The organism is Streptomyces sp. L-9-10 (assembly GCF_004151105.1).
Lineage (GTDB): Bacteria > Actinomycetota > Actinomycetes > Streptomycetales > Streptomycetaceae > Streptomyces.
This window is the reverse complement of record NZ_PHRF01000050.1, coordinates 60184-81469: the sequence shown is the minus strand read 5'-3', so window position 1 is coordinate 81469 and position 21286 is coordinate 60184. Positions and strand designations below refer to the sequence as shown.

The following is a 21286-nucleotide window of genomic DNA, read 5'->3' as shown; positions in this document are numbered from 1 at the left end:
CCCGGGCGCCACCCTGATCCCGGCGTCACCGTGATCCCAAGCGTCGCCGTACGGGGCCAGTTCAGCGCGGGCGAGTGCCGTGCGACCATTCCGGGTGGATCATCATATATTTTCCGTGAGTGACCACATATGTACGTATTATCGCCACCGTCGCCGTTCTGGGTGCCGCGCTCGCCGGCTGCGCCGACGGCGCCGGCAAGGCCGTGACCTCCGGCTCCTCCGGCGCGCGCGCCGCCGCGACCTCCACTCCCGGGGCGGGGAAGTCGCCGCCGACCCTGGCCCCCGGCCCCGGCGGGCTGACCCCGGTCTTCAAGCGGGGGAACCCGGCCGCGGGCAAGACCGTGGCACTCACCTTCGACGCCGATATGACGGCCGATCAGGGAACCCGGGCGGCGCGCGGCGAGCGGTTCGACAACCCTTCGCTGATCGCCCTGCTGCGGCGGCTGGAGGTGCCCTCGACGGTCTTCATGACGGGCCGCTGGGCCGAGGAGTACCCGACGCAGGCGAAGGAGATCGGCGAGGACCCGCTCTTCGAGATCGCCAACCACTCCTACAGCCACCACGCCTTCACGGCCGACTGCTACGGGCTGCCGAGGGTCGGCGAGACGCAGATGAACGACGACGTGCAGCGGGCGTTCACCGCGTTCCGCGAGGCGGGGGCGCGCAATGTGGTGCCGTACTTCCGCTTCCCCGGCGGCTGCTACGACGACACGGCGCTGCGGGCGCTGGCGCCCTCCAAGGTGACCGCCGTCCAGTGGGACGTCGTCAGCGGCGACGCCTTCGCCACGGACGCGGAGGCCGTCGCGCAGCAGGTGCTGGAGGGCGTGAAGCCCGGGTCGCTGGTGGTGATGCACTGCACGCGCAGCGCGGCGCCCGCGACGGAGGAGGCCGTGGAGCAGATCGTCCCCGAGCTACGGAAGCAGGGCTACCGGTTCGTCAAGGTCTCCGAGCTGATGAGCCACTGACCGACAGGGCGCGGCCGGGGGTGCCGGGGGTGGGGGTGAGGGGGAGGGTGGGCGCGGCCCGGGGAGCGCGGGAAGGCGGAGGACGGAGGGGCGGGAGGCGGGGGAAAGGAGCGCGGGAAGGCCGTCAGCCCGAGCACGCCGTCCGCTGGGCCTCCTGCCACTCGCAGACGGGACAGAGCGTCGCGCCCTTGACCGTTTCCGGGTACTCGGTCGGCTTCCCGCACAGGACGCAGTCCGCGTACGCGGCCTCCTCGGCCCTCTCGCGGGCTTCCGCCACGTCGTCCACCGCGTCGTCCGTCACGTCCGCCACCACGTCTTCCGCCATACCGGCGAGCGTACTCAGCTCCGCCGCGTCGCGACCGCACAGGCCACCGCGCCCGCCGCCGCGGCCAGCAGCACGGCGGCGGCGAAGGGCAGTGCCGGCACCGGCACGACGCCCGTCCGCGAGCCTGTCACCAGCCCGGTGATCGCGTATTTCGCCGGAGACCCGGTGCCGATCAGGGCCAGCAGGACGACCAGCAGCGTGGCGAGCAGCGACCAGCCCCGGGCGGACAGCAGCGGTCTCGCGCACAGCGCTCCCACCGCCGCCCCGAGCAGCAGACAGACCGCCGCGGCCAGCAGTCCGGCGCCCCCCGCGGCGAGCCGGGACACCTCGACCGTGTGGTCCGCGTTCTTCGGCTCGCTGATCACCGTGACCGTCAGCGTGGCGGCCGTCCCGAGCACCCCCGCGACGATCACGGCGGCCAGCAGCGTGGCGAGATGGGCCCGGAATGTTCCCTTCGCGGCGGCGGTGACGGCACGGGCGGCCGGCGGTTCCTGGGCGACGCAGATCCGGACCAGCCAGGCGGTGACGGGCAGCAGCGCCGCGGCCGTGTAGCCGAGCGAGTCCAGGACCGGCTGCCCCGGCCGCACCCCGACCGCGAGGAAGACCCCGTACAGCAGGAGCGGCGGCAGCCAGCGCTGCGAGCGCAGCAGCAGGGCGGTCTGATAGCGCAGCAGGGCGGTCATGCGGAGGAGTGCCTCGTTGTCATGGGGGAGGAAGCCGGCCCGGAGGACAGCGTGCCCGAACCCGTCGTACCGGAAGGAGTCGTGACGGGGGCCGCGGCGGCGGGCGGCGGCTCGGCCGCGGCGCGTACCTCCCTGATGTGCCACGGCGGGCGCGCCGTCAGCAGTGCCCGAAGCAGCGCGTCGGAGTGCACGGCCGGCGCGGTCAGCAGGACGGATCCGTCCTGGCACGGTACGGACGCCGGGGAGCCCGGCAGTCCGACGGGCGGCGCCGCCCCCGGCGGGCCCTCGGCCACGATCCGTACGCGCGGTCCGTGTGCGGCGGCGGGGGTCTCGTCCGTACGGCGCTCCAGCCCACGGTCCACCACCGCGTACACCTCGTCCGCGGCCCCCGCCAGCCGCCGCGGGTCGTGGTCGACGAACACGACGGTGCCGCCCGCCGCGACGCGTTCTGCGACCGCCCGGTCCAGTTCCGTACGGGCCGACGCGTCGAGCCCGGTCCATGCCTCGTCGAGCACCAGCAGCTCGGGGCCGGCCAGCAGCGCCTGCGCGACCGCGACCTTCTGGCTGGTCCCCTTGGACAGCTGGGACATGGGGGTACGGAAGTGTCCTGCCGCCCCGAACCGCTCCAGCCACTCGGCGGCGCGGGCCTCGGCGACCGTGCCCCGCAGCCCGTGGATCCGGCCCAGACGCACCAGATAGCCACCGGCCGTGAACGGCAGCGAGACCGGGAAGCGCTCGGGAACGTAGGCGGTCCGCGGGCGGCCGGTCAGCCGGCCCTCGGTCGGCGTGTCGATGCCGGCGAGCAGCCGCAGCAGGGTGGACTTCCCGCTGCCGTTGGCGCCTTCGACCCGCACCAGGGTGCCTGCCGCCAGATCGAGATCGATGCCCCGCACCACCCAGGGTCCCCGGAGGCCGTAACGACGGCCCACGCCCCGCAGATTCCTCACCATGGAGAAGCCGGGCCCCGTCAGTGCGCGGCGGCCTTCTGCGGGGTGCCCTCGCTGGGCCGGACGATGACGAAGCCCTCGCCCTGGAGCATCAGCTGGACGGCCTCGCCCGAGCCGCCGCGGATCATCGAGCCGACGGACTGCGAGCGGTGCAGCGAGGTGCTGAGCTGCGCGCTCCACCCGACGACCGCGTCGGTGTCGACGTACACCGGGGCCTGGCCCGTGACGGGTATCACGATGGGGCTGCCCTCGCATATGACGCCGAGCTTCCCGTAGCCGGTGAAGAGGCTGTTGAAGAGCCCGCCGCCGGTCATCCCGGCGCCCTTCACCGTCTTGATCTCGTACGAGAGGGTCGGGTCGAAACAGAGCACGTTGCGGCCGTTGATGGTGAGCGCGTCGCCCGGCTCGATATCGACGATGAAGCAGTTGGCGGCTTCCTGCGCGAACCACGCCTCCCCCTGGCCGCTGACCGTCATCAGCGGCAGGCCCTCGCCCGTGACGGCCCGCTTGAGCAGGCCGCCGATGCCCTGGCCCTTGCGTTCGAACTGGAGGCTGCCGCGGAAGGCGATCATGGATCCCTGCCGTGCGTACATCTCGCCATGGACGGCGTACTTGATCGACTTGGAGTTCTGCAGCGTCATCCCGGGGGCGGTGGCCGGCTGCGCCAGGTACTCGTCGGAAAAGAGATCGCTCTTCATGCCGTGCATACTCACCCGGACGCGCCTGTTCCGCCAAGAAGGGTTTGCCCAAGAACCCAGGAAGGCGGGACCCGCGCTGCTGGCAGACTGGACCCGTGAGCAGTGACATCAGCGACCGCGGCGACCACGTACCCGACCGGACCTCGCGCGACGAGGCTCCCCAGTTCGTACTGCCGCTGGTGGTCCGGATCGAGAAGGCCGCGCCGCCCGCCCGTACCGACGCCCTGGAGACGGCCGCCCGCGCGGTGCTCCTCATGCTCTCCGACGAGCGGTCGGAGGGCGAGGGCGAGTGGGCAAGGGCCGTACGGGAGTGGCAGGACGCCCGGATCCGCAAGGTGGTGCGGAGGGCGCGCGGCGCGGAGTGGCGCCGCGCCTCCGCGCTCCCCGGGATCACGGTCCTGGGCACGGGGCCCACGACCGAGACGTCGTCCACCGCCGAGGTACGGGTCTTCCCTCCCATCCCGCTCGACGGCTGGCCCAAGGAACTGGCCAAGCTCCAGGTCTCCGGCACCGAGCTGGACGACGCCGGGGCACCGCCCGCACCGGACCCGGAGCTGCCCGTGCTCTGGTTCAGCCCCGAGCTGGCCATGTCGGCGGGCAAGTCCATGGCCCAGGCCGGGCACGGCGCCCAACTCGCCTGGTGGGAGCTGTCGGACACGGAACGCAAGGCGTGGCGCGAGGCCGGCTTCCCGCTCGCCGTACGTACGTCGGGTGCCGCGCGCTGGCGCGAACTCACCACCAGTGGACTGCCGGTGGTCCATGACGCGGGATTCACCGAGATCGCCCCCGGGAGAACCGTGGTGGCCGAAGGGGGCAGTCGCCTCTGCCCCCTCCCGCGTGAGCGCGAGCGGTGAGCGAGCCCCGAGCGGGCTCGCTCACCCGCGTGTAGCCGACGGCCGGAACGCCGCGTACCGGTCCGCCGTGCCCGCGACCGCGCGGCCGACCAGGACGGCAGCCGGGCGGGAGGTCATTCCGACACGGCGACGTACCGCCTCCCGTCCTCGTCCTCCCGGCTCCTCTCCTCCGGCCCTTCGCTCAGGTCGACCTCGACGCCGTAGGGCGTCAGCGCCTGCCGGATCCGCTCGGCCACCGGTTCGCCGATGTAGTGGTGGTGCAGGTCCAGCTTGGCGAGGTGGGTGAGCGGTTGCCCCTCCAGGAGTGCCATCGCCCCCTCGTCGCCGAGCGTGCCCATGGACAGGTTCAGATCGGTGAGCCGGGCGACGACCGGGGCGGAGGCGCAGGCGAGGGCGATCCCGTCCTGGATCTCGCTGTTGCGCAGGGCGAGCCGGCGCAGCGCGGGCAACCGGGATCCGGTCAGGAACGGCGCCAGGTCGGATATTTCGGTGTCCGCTCCGTACCAAGGATGGCCGAGCCAGATGTCCAGCTCCTCCAGGGCGGGGAAGTCGCTCTCCCCCACACCGCGTACGACCTTCCTGGACAGGCCGCCTGTCTCGATGATCAGGCGGCGCAGCGCGTCATGGCGCTGGGACGGGAAGGCGAGGGACGAACCGCCGCGCACTCCGAACTCCTCCAGCCGCGGGAAGGCCCGCAGCAGCGGGGTCACATCGCTGTTGATGATCCAGGAGATCTCGCAGTCCTGGTACATCATGTCGCCGACGAACAGCGCGCGCAGCGCGGGAAGCCGGTCGGCCGCGGCGACCAGCGCGTCGATGGCTTCCGTGTTCGGCTCGTCGTCGTCCGGGACGGCTGCCTGGGGCCAGATGCCGACGAGGAGTGCCTGGACGCGCGAGAGATCCACCACCTCGGCGAAGCGGACGAAGGTGGCCGCCCACTCCCCCAACTCGACCTCGCAGTAGTCCTCGACGGATATGCGCCACGCGACGGCGTCGGCGTCGGGCAGGGACGCGGGCAGTTCCTCCTCAAGGAGGGGGAATTCGAAGGTGGGCAGTCCGCCCCACTCACTCATACGGTCGACTCGGGTCATGCGCTTGGCTCCAGGATCCAGCGGACGGGCATCGCTCAAAGACCTATCAAGCCTCACCGACAACACCGAGGCGGTGAGCGGCGGCAACACGCACGAAGCGGATGAGCCGGTGAGCGGGGCTCGTTGCGCGGCCGCACCGGGAACCCCACGGAGGCCTGTCGCACCACGGTCTCTTCCACGGCCACGCGGCGAACCCGCCCGCCGCACGGGTCCCGCGAACTGCTCACCGCACCTGCGCGCTGACTCGATGGCAACGGTCGGTCCGGTCCGCCCTGGCGTCGCGCGCCCGGCTGTCGGTGGGAGACGACGTGGAGGATCGCCGGACCGGCCGGGCCCCCCGTTGTCCCGTCCCGCCCGCATGGGCCCGTTGTCCGGCAGCCAGTCTTCCCCCGTGGCACCGTCGCCACGCGCCACGCTCCACGCTCCACGCCGACGGGAAGAGAACGGAGCGCAGGGAACGGAGCGCTCGGAGAGGAAAAGGAGCCCCGGCGAGGGCGCGCCGCTGATCATCCGGCGCCGCGGAGCTGAACGCTCCGGCCGCGGCGTCCGTATCTCCCAGTACCGCGAAGCGGGTTGACCGGCAGGTCGGTCGGCGGTTGGTTCAGCGGAGTCGTCATTCGGTTCGGGAGGCAGCACATTGTTGCGACGCATCAACGGTACGGCGCTCATCATCGCGGCGCTGGTCGTCACGGTCGGGGCCCTGGCCTTCCCCGTCTGGTCGTACGCCGACCGCTCCGGTACCGGTCAGGCGAACCTCAACGCGTCCAGTGTGGCCACCCAGTGGGGCCCGCTCTCCGCGACGGACCGCGATCTCCTGGTGAAGGTGCGGCTTGCGGGACTCTGGGAGCTGCCGGCCGGGCAGCAGGCCATCGAGCGCGCCCCCAGCCAGGCGATCAAGGAGTGCGGTGACCATCTGGTCGTCGGCCACACCGATCTCGACAAGCGGGCCCGCAATGTCGCGGCGAAGCTCGGGGTCGAGCTGCCGAACCAGCCGAACGAGCAGCAGCAGGGCTGGCTACGGGAGTTGTCGGCGGCCACCGGCCAGGAGTACGAGCGGAAGTTCGCCAATCTGCTGCGCAATGCCCACGGCAAGGTCTTCGCGCTGATCGCGCAGGTCCGGCACACCACCAGAAACACGCTGATACGGCAACTGGCGAGTGACGCCAACCAGACGGTCCTGGACCACATCACCATGCTGGAGGCCACCGGCATGGTCGACTTCGACACGCTCGCCAACGAGGCGGCGGGCACCATGACGGCCAGCCCGACCGGACCGCCGCCCCCGAACGGGAATCTGCCGCCCGCGCCGGACGCCGTGGCGCCCTCCGGCAACGACACCTTCACCTCCCGGCCCTCCACCCAGCCGGGCGCCCCGACGGCGATCAACACCAACCGGCCGGCGCCGGGGACCGATCCGTAGAAACCCGTCCGCACGTGAGACCCGGCGCCGGGAGACCCGGCGCCGCCGTGGAACCTCAAATCATCCTCTGAACGTCCCCCTCTGCGGATTCACCGGCGCGCCGCGGGGTCATCACCTCTGCACCGCGCCCGTCGCGGACGGCGGACGGGGGACGACCTCGGACACCGAGGAGGGGGAGCCATGAACGACACACCACAGCTGGGGATCGGCATCGGCTGGCGCCCGGAGATCGCGGACACGGTCGAGGCGCTGTCCGGTGTCGACTGGGTCGAGGCCGTCGCGGAGAACATCTGCCCCGGCCATCTGCCCGACTCGCTGGTACGGCTGCGGGAACGCGGCGTCACGGTCGTACCGCACGGGGTCTCGCTCGGCCTCGGCGGAGCGGACCGTCCGGACGCGCGGCGGCTCGCGGATCTCGCGGAGCGCGCCGAGACCCTCGGGTCCCCCCTGGTCACCGAGCACATCGCGTTCGTACGGGCCGGCGGGGCGCTCACCGCGTCCCCCGTCCTGGAAGCCGGTCATCTGCTGCCGGTCCCGCGCACCCGGGACGCCCTGCGCGTGCTCTGCGAGAACGTACGCATCGCCCAGGACTCGCTGCCCGTGCCGCTCGCCGTGGAGAACATCGCCGCGCTGATCAGCTGGCCCGACGAGGAGATGAGCGAGGGACAGTTCCTCGCGGAGCTGGTCGGGCGCACGGGCGTACGGCTGCTGATCGACGTCGCCAATCTGCACACCAACCAGGTGAACCGGGGCGAGGACCCGGCGAAGGCCCTGGACGAACTGCCGGTCGAGGCCATCGCGTACGTCCATGTCGCGGGCGGTATCGAGCGCGACGGCGTCTGGCACGACACGCACGCGCACCCGGTCACCGCGCCGGTACTGGACGTACTGGCCGAGCTGCGCGCACGGGTCGCCCCGCCGGGCGTCCTGCTGGAACGGGACGACGACTTCCCGCCCGCGGCGGAGCTGGCCGGTGAACTCACCACGATCCGGGAGACGATCACGGCCGCGGCGGCCGTCGCGTCTCCGCGCCCGCCGACAGGAGCGGGCACGGGGACGGGAGCGAGGACAGGAGCGGGGACGGCGGCGGCGGTTACGGAGGAGCGCGAGGCGGGCGGCACCGACGCGGCCCGCGGCCGGCTCGCGCTCGGTGAGGCCGCCCTGCTCTCCTCGCTGGTCGCCGGTACACCCGCACCCGAGGGGTTCGATCCGCGGCGGCTGCGCGTCCAGAGCCGCGCCCTCGCCGCCAAACGCGCCGGGGTCGTCGCCAAGATCGCACCCGAGCTGCCGGAGATCCTCGGCAAGGGCTTCCGCCCGGCGTTCCTCGCGTACGCCGCGCACACGCCCATGCGTGCCGGATACCGCCGCGACGCGCTCGACTTCGCCGAGAGCCTGCTGATCGAGAGGCGCCCCGAGGACTCCGCCGCCCGCCGGCGGCTGACTCTCTGGTGGCGTGAACGGGCCGCCTCGCGGCCACCGCGCCGGGCGACCCGACTCTTCCGCGTGGCCCGCGCCGCGCTGGCCGGGAGGTGAGGGCGGTGACGACGTTCCTCCTCACCGCGGTCCCTCTCGCGGTCGCCGTCTCGTCCGTGCTGCTGATCGCCGGGGTGATCCGCTCGCGCGGCGGGGTGACGGGCACTCCCACCGTCCATGACGTGTGGGAGGCCGCCTTCCTCGGCGGCGGTCCCGGCAGGGTCGTGGACGCCGCGCTCGCCGGGATGCGGGCGGACGGCCGGCTGGCCATCGGCGGCCCCGGGATCGTCGCCGTCATCCGGCCCGTCGCCCACCACCCGGTGGAGCAGGCCGTGCTCCAGGAGCACGCCATGGCGCCCAGCGGCGCCCTGCACGCGCTGCGCCTCGCGGTGATGCGCGCCCCCGCCGTACAGCAGGTGGGCGACGCGCTCGCGGCGCGCGGGCTGGTGGCACCCCGCGCGCGGACACGCCCGTGGCGGACCTGGGGCGTCACTCAGGGTGTGCTCTGCTTCATCGCCCTGCCCGTGTCGTTCATCGCGGGCGCGCTGGCGGCCTTCGGCTCCTCCGGGTCCGGTCCGGGTGGGATGTGGGCGTTCGCGCTGTTGCCGGTCCTGTTCGGGGGCACGATCACGGGGTTCGTCTGCGCGGCCTTCGCCGGGCGGCGGATCACCGGAGCGGGGCGGCGGGCGCTGCGCGGCTTCGTCGCGGGGCTCGCGTACACCGACGCCTCGGCGGCGCACCAGGTCGCGGCGCACGGGGTGGCGGGGGTGCCGGACCCGGAGCTGCGGGAGCGGTTGCGCACCGCCGCGCGGCTGCGGCCTGGGCGTGACTTCACGCCGGCGGCACATATGTCCGCCGGCGTGGTGGCCTGGTGCTCGGGCGCCGATCCCGGATCGGGTACGGGATGCGGGGGTTCGGGGTCGGGCTGTGGCGCGAGTTCCTGCGGAGGCGGGGGTTCCGGCGGCTCCGGCGGGGACGGGGGCGGAGGCGGCAGCAGTTGCGGCGGCGGAGGCGGAGGCTGCGGGGGTGGCGGCGGAGGCACGTGAGGAGCGGGGGGTCCCTAGGTCCTGTCTTCAAAGTAGCGCCGTCCGTCCGGAGGGCGGGCTCGGCGGCGTCCGGTGCGTGCGATCGCAAGGCGGAGGGTCTCCCCAGTACTGGACGTACTGGGGTGATCCCGACAACGCCGCGAGCGTGCGTGCCGGACGCCGCCGAGCAGGCGGGACTTTGAAGACAGGGCCTGGGTCCGGCGGCACATCCCGTCCCGTACGGCCACTCCTCAGACCCTTCGGAGTGGCCGTACGACGCATCGGGGTCATTGCGGCCGACACCGCGCACGGATGCTTGTCCGGCTCCGCCGCGCTGCTGACCCTCTGTCTGCGGATCACTCTCCGATCCGTACGCACGGAAGGGAACGCGATGAGAGCAGTAGCGAAATACGGGGCACTGGCCACCCTCGGCTCCGTGGTCCTGTCGGCCCTCGTCGCCGCCCCCGCGGACGGCGCCGACGCCACCGCCGGCGCGGCCCGTGGTGTCGTCCGCGCCGCCCAGCGCGCCGCCGCCACCGGCATCACCTTCGGCGCCTGCCCCAAGGCCGAGCGGCTGCCCGCCCCCATCGTCTGCGGCACGGTCGAGGTCCCGCTCGACTACGCCGAGCCCGACGGCCGGACGATCAGCCTCACCGTCAGCCGGGTGCCCGCGAGCGGGAGTCCGGAGCGGCGGCAGGGCGCGCTCGTCTTCAACCCCGGCGGCCCCGGCGCCTCCGGCATGTACTTCCCGATGGCCGCCGAGGTGCCCCACTGGAAGCGGATCGCGGAGGCGTATGACCTCATCGGCTACGCACCGCGCGGAGTGGGCCGCTCCGCGCCGCTCTCCTGCGAGAATCCGGCGGACTTCGGCAAAGCCCCGACGCAGTCCCCGGTGCACCCCTCGGAGTCGTACAAACGGGAGCGGATCGCCGAGGCCAAGGCATACGCGCGGGGCTGCGCCCGCGGCGCCGGCTCGGCGCTCGCCCACTACAACTCGCTGAACAACGCCCGCGATCTGGAGGTGCTGCGCGCGGCGCTCGGCGAGCAGAAGCTGACCTTCATGGGCGCCTCGTACGGCACCTACTTCGGCGCGCTCTACGCGACGCTCTTCCCCTCACACGTGGGCCGGATGGTCTTCGACTCCGCCGTGAACCCGGACCCCGAGCAGGTCTGGTACCGCAACAACCTCGACCAGTCGGCCGCCTTCGAGCGGCGCTGGGATGACTTCCGTACCTGGGTGGCCAAGCATGACGCGACGTACCACCTGGGCACCGACGCCGAGGCGGTGCGGCGGAGTTACGAGAAGGTACGCGCCGGGGTCGCGCACAAGCCGGCCGGCGGGAAGGTCGGGCCGGGGCAGCTCCAGGCGGCGATGCTCGGGGCGGGCTACTACGACGACTACTGGCCGTCGCGCGCCTCGGCCCTCTCCGCGTATCTGAAGGGCAATCAGCAGCCGCTGATCGCGCAGGCCGCGCCCCGTCCGGCCGGCGCCGCGGAGAGCGAGAACGCCAACGCGGTCTATACCGCCGTCGAGTGCGGTGACGCGCCCTGGCCCACGGACTTCGCGGTGTGGGACCGCGACAACACCGCGCTGGCGCGGCACGCGCCGTTCGAGACCTGGGACAACGTCTGGACGAACCTGCCGTGCGCCTACTGGACCGCGCCCCGGCAGCGTCCGGCCGAAGTCCGCACCCGGCCGGGCCAGTTGCCGCCGACGCTGATCCTGGCCGCGGAGCGGGACGCGGCGACGCCGTACGAGGGCGCGGTGGAGCTGCACGAGCGGCTGGCCGGTTCGGCGCTGGTGACCGAACGGGACGCCGGTACGCACGGCGTGTCGGGCGGCGGCAACGCCTGTGTCACCGCGCTCGTCGAGGACTATCTGCTGCACGGAAGGACGCCGGCGCGGCGCGCCGAGTGCGCGCCGCACGCGGAGCCGGACCCGGTGTCACCGGAACCGGCCAACAGACTTGCCGAGCTGCACAGAAGACACAATCCGGGTGCTCGTTTCTGAGCGTGCGGGAGCACCACGCGGGAGCACCGTGGGAGCTGCCGTCCGCCCACCGCTCAGCGTGGCCCGCCGGCCAGTACGTCGAGCGGGTCGGTCTCGTCCTCGCAGGAGAACGCGGAGGCGCGCATCGCGTCGATCCGCTCACGCTGCTCCGCCTCCGGCAGCGCCGTCAGCCTCTTCCACGCCGAGCGGGCGGTCTTCTCGGCCATCTCGGCCGCCGGGCCAGGGGCGGAGGGCAGCATCCGGAACTCCCCCATGACCCAGCTCGACGCGACGCTCTGCACATCGAGTCCCCCGAAGGAACACTCCGGTGCCAGGCCCAGGCCGAGCAGCGCCCGGGTCAGGTCCTCGTCGGTCCTCGCGTAACGCAACACCTCGTCGTCGAAGTCGATGAGCACGTCCTCGCGGGACCGTTCCTTCACTTCGAGGTACGGCACGATCGTGGTGCGCTCCCGGATCCCGACCGGTGCCCGGCCGCCCAGGGCTCCCTTCATCAGGCCCAGCGCCTTCTCGCCCGGACCCGTGAGGCCGGCCAGGCGGGACCGCTGCATCGCGGTGACGCACACCGCGCCGTCACAGACCTTCTCCGCCGCGGCCTTGTCCAGGACGTACGTCTCCTCCGACGTGGAGGGCAGGATGAGCAGGGCCACCGCCGCACCCACCACGGCGGGGACCAGTGCGAGCAGCCGGCCGCGCCGGCTCGCCGCGGCCAGCAGGGCGAAGCCCGTCGTGGTCAGCGCGATCACCCAGACCAACTGCCCGGCGTGCACGGCCGCGGAGAGCGTGAAGAGCGTCTCCCCCGTCTCCCTGATCGCCGGTGCCAGCAGTGCGATCCGGCCCGGCAACAGGCCCGCGCCCCTGGCCTCCTCCCAGGTACTCACCGCGCTCGCCAGGGGGGCCGACTTGATCAGAAGGAGCTGGCCGAGCATGAAGGCCGCCATGGTCACCATGGGCGGGGTGAACACGGAGGGGAGGCTGCGCCCGATCCCGATGCCCAGCACCGCCCCCGCGGCGAGGAAGAGCGCCCCCACCAGCGAGACCGGCATCCAGCCGACGTGCGTGTACTCGGTGTGGGCGAGTACCTGGACCCCGCCGATCAGGACGAGGACGGCGAAGGCCGAGGCGAGCACGACCGCTGTCGTCCCCCCGAGCGAGGCCGCGCGGTGCCAGGCGGGCCGTGGCGTGCTCGACAGCAGCTCGGGCATCTTCGAGCGGCTGTCCCGCAGCCCCTGCAGGGCCCCCGCGCCCAGGGCGAGCGGCCACGCGTAGAAGAGCACGCCGCGGGTCCACATCGCCATGGACGTCCACTCGGCCGTCCACGCCGAGGAGTCCTCCGCCGCGTCGCCTCCCAGCAGGAACAAGAACGCCACGGTGCTCGCCGCGATCCCCAGGCCGGCCCACGGGGCGAGGGAACGCCGTGTCTCGATGCGCAGAATCCGGCCGTTCACCAGGTGCCCTTTCCCTGTTCGGTGGGGGAGAGCAGTGCCGAGTAGCCGCGCTCCAGCGGGCTGTCGCCGACATGCTCGGAGGTGCCGGCCGCGGCGAGTTCGTCCGGGGTGCCCTGGAACACCAGCCTGCCCTCGGCGAAGAGCACCACGCCGGTGCAGGCGGCGGCGATGTCCTCCACCAGGTGCGTGGAGACCACCACGCACGTGTCGGTGCCGAGCTGTTGCAGCAGTTCGCGGAAGCGCAGCCGCTGGGCGGGGTCCAGTCCGGCCGTCGGCTCGTCCAGCAGCAGGATCTTCGGGTCGTTGACGATGGCCTGGGCGATGCCGACCCGCCGCACCATGCCGCCCGAGAGGGCCTTCATCTTGTCGTCGGCGCGGTCCGCCAGCCCCACGCGGTCCACCGCGTGCTGGACCTTCGCGGGGATGTCCGCCTTGGGCACCTCCTTCAGCCACGCCATGTACTCGACGAACTCGCGTACCGTGAAGCGCTTGTAGTAGCCGAACTCCTGCGGCAGGTAACCGATCCGGCGGCGCAGCGCACGGTGCTCGCCCAGGCCGCCGGCCGGCTCACCGAGGAGTTCCAGCGTGCCTTCCGTCGGGCGCCGCACCGTGGCCATCGTCCGGATCAGCGTCGTCTTGCCGGCCCCGTTGGGGCCGACCAGCCCGTGCACCCCCGTGCCGAGCGACAGGTCGAGCCCGTCCACCGCCATGCGGTTCTTGCCGACCCTGACCTTCAGCCCCGTGGCCCGGACCTCCCAGGCGTATGTCTGCGGCGCGATCCCCGCCGCGCCCACCGCGGTCATCATGGTGCGTTCCTCTCCTGCGTTCACCGGTGAGTTCCCAGCACGGAGCGCGCGAGGGCTACGCGCCGCCCCACCCCCTGAAGGGCTGTTCTCACTGGTCTCACGCCCGCTAGACGGGCGGCCCGAACGTCAGGATTTCCCCCCGCGTATGACCCCCGTCACACCTGGGGGTGTGCCCCATCGGGCGGTGCGGATACCTGTAACCCGCACCGCCCGATGGCCCAGGGGCGGGCCCGGGAGCCTGGTTTACGCGTCCTCGTCCAGGCGTATCACCGCCGCGGGGCAGCGGGCCGCCGCGTCGAGTACCACCTCGCGCTGTTCGGACTGGGGGCTGTCGTCGAGTACGACGACCAGGCCGTCGTCGTCCTGGTCGAACACCTCAGGGGCGGCCAGCACGCAGACCCCCGCCGCCACACACTTCTCGGTTTCGGTGTGAACACGCATCAGAGCACCTCGTCCCAGGTGACCGGCAGCGCGGTGGGCCCGGTCACTACGGTGTCGGTCTTGAATTCGATCTGTTCGAACGGAACGGCCAGGCGCAGGGTGGGAATCCGGCGCAGCAGTGTTTCGAGCACGGTCTTCAGTTCGAGTCGTGCCAGTTGCTGGCCGGCGCACTGGTGCGGGCCGTGGCCGAATCCGATGTGCCTGCCGGCGTCGCGGGTCACGTCGAGCCGGTCGGCCTCCGGGAACTGCTCCGGATCGTGATTGGCGGACTGGATGGCGGCGATGACGAAATCACCTGCCGCGACGGGCTGCCCGCCGATCTCGGTGTCGCGGGTGACCTCCCGCATGATGCCCGTACCGACGCCGAGGAACCGCACCAACTCCTCCACCGCGCCCGGTATCAGCGCGGGGTCCTCGCGCAGGGCCGCCAACTGGTCGGGGTGGTGCAGGAGTGCCAGCACGCCGTAACTGATCATGCTGGCCGTGGTGTCGAAGCCCGCGACGAGCAGACCCGCCGCCGTCGCGACCAACTCGGTGTCGGTGAACGGCCGGTCGCTGCGGTCGCCCCGTTCGATCAGCTTGCTGAGGATGTCATCGCCGGGCTCACGTCGCCGCCGGGCCACGAGGGGGTGCAGGTAGCCGAAGAGCGCCTCGAACGCGGCGGCCCCCTCTTCCGGGTCGGCGGTCGCGGTGAAGAGCGCGGCCCCCGCCCTCTGGAACAGCGGGTGGTCGGCGGCGGGGACTCCCAGCAGTTCCGCGATGACGGTGGAGGTGACCGGAACGGCGAACTGCTGGTAGAGGTCCACCGGCGGGGCCGACTCGCCGAGCGCGTCCAGCCGTTCGTCCACGATCCGCTGCACTGTGGGCCGGAGCCGTTCGATGCGTTTGATCGTGGAGAGCTCGGGCCCCAGGATCCGGCGGAACCGCAGGTGCTCGGCCCCGTCCATCCGTGAGAACGAGCCCTCCGTCACGGGCGCGTCGGGCGGCATGTCGGCCAGGATGTGGGCCGCCTGCCCCGAACGGTTGCTGAAGCGCTCGGGATCGCCGAGTACGTCGCGTACGTCGGCGTAGCGAGTGACCAGCCACGCCTCGATGCCGGTGGGGCCCACCACTCTGGCCACCGGGAGGTCGGTCCTGAATCCGGCGACCTCCGGCGCCGGACGGAAGGGACATTCCTGCTCGCGTGGAAGCGGCAGCGGGAGCGGAGACTCGGCGCCGGAGAGGGTGCTGTGAGCGGAAACAGCCATGGCATTCCCGTCGGTCGTGGGGGTATTGGTGCACGACATGCAAAATGTCTGCCACAGACAAATTAGCACCCGCGACCGCGCCCCGCACCCGTCCCCCGGAGGATGACCGGATCAGTTGCGGCGGAGAACGGCCGGGGGTACGTTGCGGCGACGCGTCACCCACAGGAAAGGTCTGGGCTGTTCGTGCGTACGAATGTCCCGGAGACGGCGGGGCTGCGGGAACGGAAGAAGCTGCTCACGCGCCGGGCGCTGATGGAAGCGGCGACCGACCTGTTCGAGCGCAAAGGCTTTCACGCGACGTCCCTGGAGGACATCGCCGCGGTGGTGAACGTCTCGCCCCGGACCCTCACCCGCTACTTCGGCTCCAAGGAAGGCGTGATCCTCGGGTACGAGGACGACGACAACGCCACCCTGCTGCGTGAACTCGCCGCGCGCCCGGCCGCGGAATCCCCGCTGAAGGCAATGCGGGCCGCCACCCTCGCCGTGCTCGACGGCAGTTCGGGCGAGGACGGCGAACGCTACCTGCGCGTCCAGCGCCTGATCCTGGCCAACCCGCCCCTGCTCGCGAAAAGCCTGGAACGGACCACGGAACACAGCTACGTCCTGGCGGGTGTGCTCGCCGGACGCATGGGAGTGGACCCCGACGCGGACATGTATCCGCGCCTGGTCGTCGGAGTGATCGGGGCGGCGGTGCAGACCGCGAAGGAGCGCTGGCTGCGCGTGCCGGGCAAGCCGGCGGAGCAGTTGCCGGACCTGGTCCGGGAGGCCCTCGACCTTCTGGAGCCGTAGGCCGGGCACGTCCCGACGGGGTGGAGACGCTCCCGGCGGGAGCCACCGACTCGGGCTCCATCGGCCGCGATCGACGCGGAACGGGGAGGTACGGGGGAAGAATCGGCTTCTCCCCCGCGGGTCACCGCGTTCCGCGGGTCGACGGCCGATGGGAACCCGGAGCCGGACCCGGTGTCGCTGGACGAGCGGGTGAGCGGCCATGAGCCGCCGCCGGTCGTCTGATCTTCCGGGCGGGGTGGCCCGGCCGTCCCACAGCGGGCCGGCCGGGCCACCACATCCACATCGCTTCCGGAGACCGGAAGCCGGGGTTACGCGAGCCCCGCCACGAGGTCCGCGACCGACTTGCGGCGGCCCGTGTAGAACGGGACCTCTTCCCGGACGTGCATCCGGGCCTTGGAGCCGCGCAGATGGCGCATCAGGTCGACGATCCGGTACAGCTCGTCGGCCTCGAAGGCCAGCACCCACTCGTAGTCGCCGAGCGAGAACGAGGCGACCGTGTTGGCGCGCACGTCGGGGTAGCCGCGGGCCATCTTCCCGTGGTCGGCGAGCATCGTGCGACGCTCCTCGTCGGGCAGCAGATACCAGTCGTAGGACCGTACGAAGGGGTAGACGCTGACATAGTCGCGGGGCGTCTCGTCCGCCAGGAAGGCCGGGACGTGCGACTTGTTGAACTCGGCGGGGCGGTGCAGCGCCATGTTCGACCAGACCGGCTCCAGCTGCCGTCCGAACCGGGTGCGGCGGAAGCGGTTGTACGCGTCCTGGAGTTCATCCGAGGTCTCCGCGTGCCACCAGATCATGACATCGGCGTCCGCGCGCAGCCCGGACACGTCGTAGGTGCCGCGTACGGTGACGTCCTTGGCGCCGAGCTGGTCGAACAGCTCCTGGACCTCGTCCGCGAAGCCGGTCCGGTCATCGGGCAGCACGTCGCGCAGCTTGAAGACGGACCACAGCGTGTAGCGGATGACCTCGTTGAGGTCCTTGGCCTTCTTGCCCGCGTTCGGGGTCTTCTCTGGTGCAGCAGTCATGGGGCTATTCTCCCGCGCCCCGCCCCGTGCCCCGCGCCAGGGTCGACGTGGCGATGATCTCGTCGGCGGCGCGCCGGGCGGACGCGACGCACGCGGGGATGCCGACGCCGTCGTACGCCGCGCCGCACAGCCGCAGCCCCGGGAGCTTGGCGACGGCCTCGCGGATCCGGGCGGTTCTCGTCCGATGGCCGACCGGGTACTGCGGCAGACCGCCGGTCCAGCGGGTCACTTCGGTGGCCACCGGCTTCGCGGTGAGCCCGACCGCGTCGCCGAGGTCGTGCAGCGAGACGCCGACGAGATCGGCGTCCTCGCGCTCCAGTTGCTCCTCCTCGCCGTACCGTCCGATGGAGGTGCGCAGGAGGAAGAGACCGGGCGCGGCATCCGCGACCCACCCCCACTTCCGGGTGGAGAAGGTGGACGCCTTGATCGTGCGGCCGTCCACGGGCGGTACGAGAAAGCCGCTGCCGGACGGCATCGCGCCGAGATCGGCGCGCCGGAACGCCATCGTGACCAGCGCCATCGAGGCGTACTCGACCGTGGCGAGTTCGGCGGCCGCGGCCGGTGACTCGTCGGACAGCAGCGCCGAGGCGGACCACGCGGGGGTGGCCAGCACGACGCCATCGGCGTCCAGGGTGCGCCGCTCGGTGCGGATCCGCCAGCCGTCGGGGGTGCGCCGGAGGCCGAGCACGGGCGTCTCCGTGAGGATCTCGCCGCCGCCGGCCCGTACGGCGTCCGCGACGGCGCCCGGCAGTCTGCCCACGCCGCCGGCGATGCCGGCGAAGACCGCGGCCGGCGCTCCGCCGTCGCGCTGCCGGGCCGCGGCCGCGGCCTGGACGTCGCGCACACCGGCCAGCAGCGAGTCATGGGTTCTGGCGATGTCGAAGAGCTGGGGGACGGCCGCCTTCATGGAGATGCGGTACGCGTCGCCCGCGTAGACCCCGCCGAGCAGCGGTTCCACCAGCCGGTCGACGACCTCGCGGCCGAGCCGCTCGGCGACGTACTCGCCGACCGCGACATCGTCGCCGACCTCGGTGGGCGGCAGTTCCGGCTCACGGGCGATCCTGGCCAGCCCTTCGTCGGAGAGCAGCCCCGCGAGTGCGGCCGGGTCGCCCGGCACGCCCATCACATGGCCCCTGGGCATGGGTCGCAGCTCCCCGCGCGACCACACCGATGCGGTGGTGGCGGTGGGCGGCTGGAGCAGCTCCCCGAGCCCGACGGCCTCGGCCAGGTCGACGCCCTCGGGCCGACGCGCGAGCATCGACTCGGCCCCGAGGTCGACGGGCGCGCCCTCGATCTCGCCGGTCCGCAGCTTGCCGCCGAGCCGGGCGGTGGCCTCCAGCAGCGTCACCCGGACCCCGGCGCCCAGCAGTCGGTGCGCGGCGGCGAGACCGGCGATACCGCCCCCGACGACCACGACATGGCCTGTGTGCGTGTCCACATGCTGCGCGCTCGACTCCATGCCCCCACTCTCTCAAACCGTCATGGACGTTCCATAACGAGTCCCGACCGTGACCGCTTCGGAACCGTGGATGAGCATCCGTGCACGGGCCTCACACGTCGAACCGTCAGCACACTCTCATCAACCGTCCCTGGGGGGCCGACATGCGCGCGATGCCAGCATTCGCGGCAGCACTACTCACCGTCTCACTCGCTCTCGCCGGATGCAGCGCCTCCGATGGCGGTGCGAACAAGTCGGCGGCGGACAGCGCCGCGAAACCGGTGCGGGAGGGGCAGGCGGACGCGGCGGACGCCCCGTCGGGGGCCGGTGCGCCGGCGTCCGGCAGCGAGGGGGCGGACGCCGAGCAGCGGCCCGCGCAAGCCGGTACGCATGTGATCCGCACCGCCGAACTCACCGTGCGCGTCAAGAACACGGAGAAGGCGCTGGCCACGGCGCGGTCCGCGGCCGTCGGCTCCGGCGGTCTCGTCGAGGACGAGTCCACCGAGCGGATCGGTGGCGACCATGTCGGCTCGCGCATCGTGCTGCGGGTGCCGCAGGACGCGTACGACGACGTCCTGGCCGAACTGGCGGGCACCGGCACGCTGCTGGCGCGCAAGGCCAACGCGAAGGACGTCACCGACCAGGTCGTCGACGTGAACAGCAGGATCGCCTCGCAGCGGGCGAGCGTCGCGCGTGTGAGGGAGTTGATGGACCAGGCGACGCGACTCAGCGATGTGGTGTCGCTGGAGGGCGAGTTGAGTACGCGTCAGGCCGATCTGGAGTCGCTGCTCGCCCAGCAGGCGTCGCTCAAGGACCGCACCACCCTGGCCACCATCACACTGGAGCTCACCGAGACTCCGGCCGTCACGAAGGAGAAGGAGGAGGACGATCCCGGGTTCCTGGACGCGCTGGGCGGCGGCTGGGACGCGCTGACCGTGACGGTGCGGTGGATCGCGGTGGTGATCGGTGCGGTGGCCCCGTTCGCCGCCGTGCTCGCGGTGCTCTATCTGCTGTGGCGGCTGGTACGCGGCCGGCTGCCCCGCAGGCCGGAGCCCGTACCCCCGCCCTGGCCCACCCCCGCGCACACGCCCGGGGACGAGCCCTCGCCCGAACCCGACAGGCCCACCGCCCGGAGGACACCCGAGCACTGATCCGGATCCGTCCGCGTAGCGTTCCCCCTGGAAACACGGAAGCGAGAGGGGCGCGCAATGGCGGCGGAGCGCATGGTGGTCATCGGCGGCGACGCGGCGGGCATGTCCGCCGCGTCGCAGGCCCGCAGGCTCAGGGGCCCGGAGGAGTTGGAGATCGTCGCGTTCGAGCGCGGCCACTTCACCTCCTACTCCGCGTGCGGCATTCCGTACTGGGTGGGCGGGGACGTTCCCGGGCCCGATGACCTGATCGCCCGTACGCCCGAGGAACACCGCGCACGCGCCATCGATCTGCGGATGCGCACGGAGGCCATGGAGATCGACGTGGCCGGGCAGCGGGTGCGCGTACGTGATCTCGCCGACGGTACGGAGAGCTGGACCGGCTTCGACAAGCTCGTCGTCGCGACGGGCGCCCGCCCGGTGCGCCCACCGCTGCCCGGGATCAACGCGCCGGGCGTGCACGGCGTGCAGAACCTCGACGACGGCCAGGCGCTGCTGGACGCCCTCGGCGCCACCGAGGGCCGGCAGGCGGTCGTCGTCGGCGCGGGCTATATCGGTGTGGAGATGGCGGAAGCGCTGCTGAAGCGCGGCTATCGGGTCACCGTGGTGTACCGCGACGATCAGCCGATGGCGACGCTCGATCCCGACATGGGCCGGCTGGTCCAGGAGGCGATGGCCGGGATGGGCATCACCACGGTGGGCGGCACGGCGGTCACCGGCATCCGCACCGGCGCGGACGGCCGGGTACGGGCCGTGGTCACCGACGCCGCCGAGTACTTGGCCGATGTCGTCGTACTCGGCATCGGCGTGGAGCCGGAGACCGCCCTCGCCCGCGCCGCGGGACTGCCCCTCGGGCCGCACGGGGGGCTGCTCACCGATCTGGCGATGCGGGTGCGCGGCCACGAGAACATCTGGGCGGGCGGGGACTGCGTGGAGGTCTTCGACCTGGTCTCGGGCTCGACCCGGCACATCCCGCTGGGCACCCACGCGAACAAGCACGGCCAGATCATCGGCGCGAACGCCGGCGGCGGCTACGCGATCTTCCCCGGGGTGGTCGGTACGGCCGTCAGCAAGGTCTGCGACCTGGAGATCGCCAGGACCGGGCTGCGGGAGAAGGACGCCCACCGGGCGGGCCTCCAGTACGTCACCGCGACCATCGAGTCCACCAACAGCGCCGGGTACTACCCCGGCGCCGCCTTCATGACGGTGAAGATGCTCGCGGAGCGCCGTACGGGCCGGCTGCTGGGCACGCAGATCGTCGGCCGCGAGGGCGCGGCGAAGCGGGTGGACATCGCGGCGGTGGCGCTGACGGCCGGGATGACGGTGGAGGCGATGACCACCCTGGACCTGGGCTACGCCCCGCCGTTCTCCCCGGTCTGGGACCCGGTGCTGGTCGCCGCGCGCAAGGCGACGACGACGGTACGGAAGGCGGGGGTGTAGCCGCGGACCGGTCGC

Annotated in this window: 20 protein-coding genes; 9 read left to right on the top strand and 11 right to left on the bottom strand. The window is 72.4% G+C overall.

Translation table 11 applies throughout. From position 1 onward, the window contains the following. The first annotated feature begins 119 nt into the window (after positions 1-119). Entirely contained in the window at positions 120-965 is an 846-nt protein-coding gene (locus CU044_RS13830) for a polysaccharide deacetylase family protein (protein WP_129768856.1), read from the top strand. A gap of 124 nt (positions 966-1089) precedes the next feature. On the opposite strand, the gene CU044_RS13825 is transcribed toward CU044_RS13830, so the two are convergent. The 4 genes from CU044_RS13825 to CU044_RS13815 are packed head-to-tail and all read right to left on the bottom strand — an operon-like array spanning position 1090 to position 3618. Next, positions 1090-1290, bottom strand: coding sequence for a hypothetical protein (locus CU044_RS13825; protein ID WP_129768855.1), 201 nt, complete (start codon positions 1288-1290; stop codon positions 1090-1092). A gap of 14 nt (positions 1291-1304) precedes the next feature. Then, a complete protein-coding gene (locus CU044_RS39035; RefSeq protein WP_193563966.1) occupies positions 1305-1973 on the bottom strand; it encodes an ABC transporter in 669 nt (222 codons plus the stop codon). Next, positions 1970-2923 (bottom strand): ABC transporter ATP-binding protein, encoded by a 954-nt coding sequence (locus CU044_RS39030; protein WP_193563965.1) that lies wholly within the window; start codon positions 2921-2923, stop codon positions 1970-1972. Before CU044_RS39030 ends, CU044_RS39035 begins: the two co-directional genes overlap by 4 nt. Before the next feature lie 17 nt (positions 2924-2940). Next, positions 2941-3618, bottom strand: coding sequence for an AIM24 family protein (locus tag CU044_RS13815; RefSeq protein WP_129768853.1), 678 nt, complete (start codon positions 3616-3618; stop codon positions 2941-2943). Between the two features lie 95 nt (positions 3619-3713). Between CU044_RS13815 and CU044_RS13810 the strand changes: the two genes are divergently transcribed. After that, on the top strand, positions 3714-4472 hold the full coding sequence (locus CU044_RS13810; protein ID WP_240045571.1) for a peptidyl-tRNA hydrolase: 759 nt from the start codon (positions 3714-3716) through the stop codon (positions 4470-4472). Between the two features lie 113 nt (positions 4473-4585). On the opposite strand, the gene CU044_RS13805 is transcribed toward CU044_RS13810, so the two are convergent. Then, positions 4586-5563: an STM4015 family protein gene (locus CU044_RS13805; RefSeq protein WP_129768852.1), complete on the bottom strand. Its 978-nt coding sequence runs from the start codon at positions 5561-5563 to the stop codon at positions 4586-4588. A gap of 640 nt (positions 5564-6203) precedes the next feature. Here CU044_RS13805 and CU044_RS13800 point away from each other — a divergent pair. From CU044_RS13800 to CU044_RS13785, 4 genes are all read left to right on the top strand, one after another. Then, positions 6204-6983 (top strand): DUF4142 domain-containing protein, encoded by a 780-nt coding sequence (locus CU044_RS13800; RefSeq protein WP_193563964.1) that lies wholly within the window; start codon positions 6204-6206, stop codon positions 6981-6983. Positions 6984-7163: 180 nt separating this feature from the next. Next, positions 7164-8516, top strand: coding sequence for a DUF692 domain-containing protein (locus CU044_RS13795; RefSeq protein WP_129768850.1), 1353 nt, complete (start codon positions 7164-7166; stop codon positions 8514-8516). 5 nt (positions 8517-8521) lie between these two features. Beyond that, positions 8522-9502: a TIGR04222 domain-containing membrane protein gene (locus tag CU044_RS13790; RefSeq protein WP_129768849.1), complete on the top strand. Its 981-nt coding sequence runs from the start codon at positions 8522-8524 to the stop codon at positions 9500-9502. 370 nt (positions 9503-9872) lie between these two features. After that, complete coding sequence (locus tag CU044_RS13785) at positions 9873-11492, top strand: alpha/beta hydrolase (RefSeq protein WP_129768848.1); 1620 nt, start codon at positions 9873-9875, stop codon at positions 11490-11492. Positions 11493-11545: 53 nt separating this feature from the next. Here CU044_RS13785 and CU044_RS13780 read toward each other — a convergent pair whose 3' ends face one another. The 4 genes from CU044_RS13780 to CU044_RS13765 form a co-directional block, all read right to left on the bottom strand. Next, positions 11546-12937, bottom strand: coding sequence for a hypothetical protein (locus CU044_RS13780; protein WP_129768847.1), 1392 nt, complete (start codon positions 12935-12937; stop codon positions 11546-11548). Continuing rightward, entirely contained in the window at positions 12934-13743 is an 810-nt protein-coding gene (locus CU044_RS13775; RefSeq protein ID WP_205124073.1) for an ABC transporter ATP-binding protein, read from the bottom strand. The genes CU044_RS13780 and CU044_RS13775 overlap by 4 nt, the downstream gene beginning before the upstream one ends. Positions 13744-13986: 243 nt before the next feature. Further along, positions 13987-14184: a ferredoxin gene (locus tag CU044_RS13770; RefSeq protein WP_129768846.1), complete on the bottom strand. Its 198-nt coding sequence runs from the start codon at positions 14182-14184 to the stop codon at positions 13987-13989. Further along, positions 14184-15431, bottom strand: a complete 1248-nt coding sequence (locus CU044_RS13765) for a cytochrome P450 (RefSeq protein WP_129768845.1) — start codon at positions 15429-15431, stop codon at positions 14184-14186. The genes CU044_RS13770 and CU044_RS13765 overlap by 1 nt, the downstream gene beginning before the upstream one ends. A 183-nt stretch (positions 15432-15614) precedes the next feature. Here CU044_RS13765 and CU044_RS13760 point away from each other — a divergent pair, with 183 nt between their 5' ends. Beyond that, complete coding sequence (locus tag CU044_RS13760; protein WP_165371886.1) at positions 15615-16220, top strand: TetR family transcriptional regulator; 606 nt, start codon at positions 15615-15617, stop codon at positions 16218-16220. A 308-nt stretch (positions 16221-16528) separates the two neighbouring features. Here the strand turns inward: CU044_RS13760 and hemQ are convergent, their stop codons facing one another. Then, the gene (hemQ, locus tag CU044_RS13755; RefSeq protein ID WP_129768843.1) at positions 16529-17245 is read right to left on the bottom strand and encodes a hydrogen peroxide-dependent heme synthase; all 717 of its coding nucleotides are present in this window, start codon (positions 17243-17245) and stop codon (positions 16529-16531) included. A 4-nt stretch (positions 17246-17249) separates the two neighbouring features. Continuing rightward, positions 17250-18704, bottom strand: a complete 1455-nt coding sequence (gene hemG, locus CU044_RS13750; RefSeq protein ID WP_129768842.1) for a protoporphyrinogen oxidase — start codon at positions 18702-18704, stop codon at positions 17250-17252. A 143-nt stretch (positions 18705-18847) separates the two neighbouring features. Here hemG and CU044_RS13745 point away from each other — a divergent pair, with 143 nt between their 5' ends. Together CU044_RS13745 and CU044_RS13740 are read left to right on the top strand one after the other, a co-directional pair. After that, a complete protein-coding gene (locus CU044_RS13745) occupies positions 18848-19834 on the top strand; it encodes a DUF4349 domain-containing protein (RefSeq protein WP_129768841.1) in 987 nt (328 codons plus the stop codon). A gap of 57 nt (positions 19835-19891) precedes the next feature. Next, a complete protein-coding gene (locus CU044_RS13740) occupies positions 19892-21271 on the top strand; it encodes an FAD-dependent oxidoreductase (RefSeq protein WP_129768840.1) in 1380 nt (459 codons plus the stop codon). The last annotated feature ends 15 nt before the right edge of the window (positions 21272-21286 follow it).

Bases quoted from the DNA above. Each gene is read 5' to 3' on its own strand.
- CU044_RS13825 (WP_129768855.1), bottom strand. From the start codon at position 1,290: ATGGCGGAAGACGTGGTGGCGGACGTGACGGACGACGCGGTGGACGAC.
- CU044_RS39035 (WP_193563966.1), bottom strand. From the start codon at position 1,973: ATGACCGCCCTGCTGCGCTATCAGACCGCCCTGCTGCTGCGCTCGCAG.
- CU044_RS39030 (WP_193563965.1), bottom strand. From the start codon at position 2,923: ATGGTGAGGAATCTGCGGGGCGTGGGCCGTCGTTACGGCCTCCGGGGA.
- CU044_RS13815 (WP_129768853.1), bottom strand. From the start codon at position 3,618: ATGAAGAGCGATCTCTTTTCCGACGAGTACCTGGCGCAGCCGGCCACC.
- CU044_RS13805 (WP_129768852.1), bottom strand. From the start codon at position 5,563: ATGACCCGAGTCGACCGTATGAGTGAGTGGGGCGGACTGCCCACCTTC.
- CU044_RS13795 (WP_129768850.1), top strand. From the start codon at position 7,164: ATGAACGACACACCACAGCTGGGGATCGGCATCGGCTGGCGCCCGGAG.
- CU044_RS13785 (WP_129768848.1), top strand. From the start codon at position 9,873: ATGAGAGCAGTAGCGAAATACGGGGCACTGGCCACCCTCGGCTCCGTG.
- CU044_RS13775 (WP_205124073.1), bottom strand. From the start codon at position 13,743: ATGATGACCGCGGTGGGCGCGGCGGGGATCGCGCCGCAGACATACGCC.
- CU044_RS13770 (WP_129768846.1), bottom strand. From the start codon at position 14,184: ATGCGTGTTCACACCGAAACCGAGAAGTGTGTGGCGGCGGGGGTCTGC.
- CU044_RS13765 (WP_129768845.1), bottom strand. From the start codon at position 15,431: ATGGCTGTTTCCGCTCACAGCACCCTCTCCGGCGCCGAGTCTCCGCTC.
- hemQ (WP_129768843.1), bottom strand. From the start codon at position 17,245: ATGACTGCTGCACCAGAGAAGACCCCGAACGCGGGCAAGAAGGCCAAG.
- hemG (WP_129768842.1), bottom strand. From the start codon at position 18,704: ATGGAGTCGAGCGCGCAGCATGTGGACACGCACACAGGCCATGTCGTG.
- CU044_RS13745 (WP_129768841.1), top strand. From the start codon at position 18,848: ATGCGCGCGATGCCAGCATTCGCGGCAGCACTACTCACCGTCTCACTC.
- CU044_RS13740 (WP_129768840.1), top strand. From the start codon at position 19,892: ATGGCGGCGGAGCGCATGGTGGTCATCGGCGGCGACGCGGCGGGCATG.